Raw genomic sequence first — 3,011 nt, 5'->3', positions numbered from 1 at the left:
TAAATGGCTATAAATTTTTTAAAATTAATGCGAAAAGTTTTTATTCCTCAAAGCTGACCGTCTAAAGCCAGTGGGATTGCGGTAGCCTTATTTCAACAACATCATCAAAGCCACACTTCAATTCCAAACATATTCTTGCCAGAACATCTAACGACACCTGCTGTTCGTTATTCATCTTGGTAAATGTACTTGGTGCAATCTGTGTCTTTTTTCTCAATTCTGTTTTCGTCATCTCCCTATCAATCAATAGCTTCCATAAGGGCTTATATGATATTTTCACCTGATTTTCTGACATGTTCTTTCCTCCGATTTATCACGCCAAATAGTTCAAATTTCTCAAAAATATTATATCATCTATTTTTTTATTTTACAATCAAAACTTTTGACTTCTCGAAATTGTATATATTCGTTTTTCTAATGACAAATCGCACAGGGATGAATTCTCCAATAATCAGAGTCCCTCATCCCCATGTCTCCTATCTACCTCTCTTTCCAATCCTCATACACTTTCCACAGCCTTTCCTGTTCTCCGCTGAGCTTCAAAATCTCAGCCAAATCTCTTTCCATAACCTCTATATTGGTATCCAGAGTTTCCATGGTTCCTACACGCATTTCTGCACTTATCTCGCACTGTAAGGCTTCCTTTGAATATTGCACCTTCGTTTCCACATTCATATATCCGCATACGGAGTAGCTGTATCCGTTATCCGTATCCCAAAATACAGGTGCAACCTCACCAACGGAAGTTTTCCACCTCATCAGTCTCGGTAACCAACACAAGCCTTCCTTTACCAGTTCTTTAAACCTCTCTAACAGCTTCCCAAGTTCATAAAGTATTGCCCTGTAACTGTTACCGACATCAATTCTGCCGTCCTTTTCCACGGCAGTTGCATATTCTTCTATGGTGAGGGCAGGCAGATGAAAGATTCCAACAAACCGCTTCATCTGTTCCAGAACCTTTACTGCCTTGTCAGCCTGATTCTGTTTTTCCTCCAGCTCATCCTTCGTATAATCAAGGATTGCACTCTGAAGCTCTATCGAACCCTTTATATCAGCAAGACTCTTCTCCTTTTCTTTTTATATTTTAAATTTAAATTAAAATTTAATTTTCATAACTAATTCCTAATCATTCCTGAAGTCAAATTTGATGGGAATATCTGGTTTTACTATATAGCCTAGCCTCTGTTCCAAATTTACCTGTGTGGTAGTATTTTCTTTTGCTGGAGGATAAATCCAATCATGAGATACAGGAGATTTTAGCTATTGCTCCAGGTAGTAAATTCACAATGAAATAAATGCCCCTTTCAGGGGGAAGACACAAAAAGAACCCTGTCACATATAATAATAAAAAGCTATGCGAAGAGGTTTTTTATGTCTACAATCTATCCAACCCAATTAAGTACGCAAAGCATGGGACGACTTTTCGTCCACACTACCTCTCTTTTAGGAGCACGCCCTATTGCCGGTGCCAGAATAACGATCTCCTATACCGGTGTTCCCGGTGGAACTATCGAGACAGCTATTACCAACAATATTGGGCAGATTACTCCAATTGAGCTTCCTGCTCCTCCTATTGACTACAGTATGGAGCCTTCTGCCAATCAGCCTTATGCACAATACGATCTTACCATTCGTGCTCCCGGCTATGAACCGGTTCAAATTACCGGTGTCCAGGTTCTTCCTGATGTAGAGGCTATCCAAAATGTCACTCTTTTTCCAGTAGAAAATGCCATGGGGGAAGGGAATACCGCTGAAGCCTACGTTATTCCTCCTAATACGCTTTTCGGCGATTTTCCTCCCAAAATTGCAGAGAATGAGGTTAAGGATGTAAGCGAAACCGGAGAAATTGTTTTAAGCCGCGTTGTTATTCCTGAATTTGTTGTTGTTCACGACGGTCCCCCAAGGGATACCTCTGCCCCTAATTACTATGTCCGTTACCGCGATTACATCAAAAATGTAGCCTCCAGCGAAATCTATGCCACCTGGCCTACCTCTACCATTTACGCCAATATTTTGGCAATCCAGTCCTTCACTCTGAATCGGGTCTACACCGAATGGTATCGAAACCGTGGCTACAATTTTACAATCACAACTTCTACTGCTTATGATCACAAATGGGTTCCAAACCGGAATATTTTCGATACGATTTCCCAGGCCGTAGACGATATTTTTGCTAACTATTTATCCCGCCCTGATGTGCTCCAGCCAATTCTCACACAATACTGTGACGGTAAGCAGGTCACCTGTCCAGGCTGGATGACACAATGGGGTTCAAAGTACCTTGGCGATCAGGGCCGCTCTGCTATAGAAATTCTTCGCTATTTTTATGGAGATGATATGTATATTAACACCTCTGAGGAGATTTCCGGTGTACCTTCCTCCTGGCCAGGTCAGGATCTTACTATCGGCAGCCGAAGTGATAAAGTACGTCAGCTCCAAAACCAGTTGAATGTCATCGCCAATGGTTATCCCCTGATTCCAAGGGTAAGCACGGATGGTATTTATGGTCCACAAACTGCTGAAGCCGTCCAGGCATTTCAGGGAATTTTTGGGCTTCCGGAAACCGGCGTAGTAGATTTTCCTACCTGGTACCGGATTTCTGAAATTTATGTAGCAGTAAGTCGAATCGCAGAGCTAGCATAAATTTTGGTTTGTAGATTTGTTTTGATTTTCAAGAAACGAAAAGAGTGTTGGTATTATAGCTCTTAAGCTAGGACTACGAAGGGCGATAATTCTAAAAAAATGCATATAATTTACTGCAAGTGACGAGTACGCGGACATTCGACCTCCTGTCTCAAGTCCGCTCAAAAAACATCCATGTTTTTTGCCTCTGTAGGCTATGCATTTTTAAGAATTATCAGCCCTTCTCCGTATAGCTTATTCACTATAATACCAACACTCTTTTATGTCTCCTGAAATTCAAAAAAACTACAGTCCAAAATCATTCAAACAGATTTATAACCTGGTAAAAGTAGGACATATGCTTTTACCAGGTTAGCGTTTTACTTGGA

At 40.9% G+C, this 3,011-nt stretch carries 3 protein-coding genes; 1 reads left to right on the top strand and 2 read right to left on the bottom strand.

Annotated features, from left to right (window positions below; all coding sequences use genetic code 11):
- Positions 1–61: 61 nt before the first annotated feature.
- Positions 62–295 carry a helix-turn-helix domain-containing protein gene (locus ASU35_RS12220; protein ID WP_058353286.1) on the bottom strand — a complete coding sequence of 78 codons (234 nt, stop codon included), beginning with the start codon at positions 293–295 and terminating at the stop codon, positions 62–64.
- A gap of 185 nt (positions 296–480) precedes the next feature.
- A complete protein-coding gene (locus ASU35_RS12215; protein ID WP_147525440.1) occupies positions 481–945 on the bottom strand; it encodes a hypothetical protein in 465 nt (154 codons plus the stop codon).
- Between the two features lie 426 nt (positions 946–1,371).
- On the opposite strand from ASU35_RS12215, the gene ASU35_RS12210 reads away from it, so the two are divergent.
- Positions 1,372–2,643: a peptidoglycan-binding protein gene (locus tag ASU35_RS12210; RefSeq protein ID WP_058353284.1), complete on the top strand. Its 1,272-nt coding sequence runs from the start codon at positions 1,372–1,374 to the stop codon at positions 2,641–2,643.
- Positions 2,644–3,011 lie beyond the last annotated feature (368 nt).

The sequence above is a fragment of the Acetivibrio ethanolgignens genome, from assembly GCF_001461035.1.
In the GTDB taxonomy this organism is placed as follows: Bacteria; Bacillota; Clostridia; order Lachnospirales; family Lachnospiraceae; genus Velocimicrobium; species Velocimicrobium ethanolgignens.
This window is presented reverse-complemented; position numbering and strand designations above follow the sequence as displayed.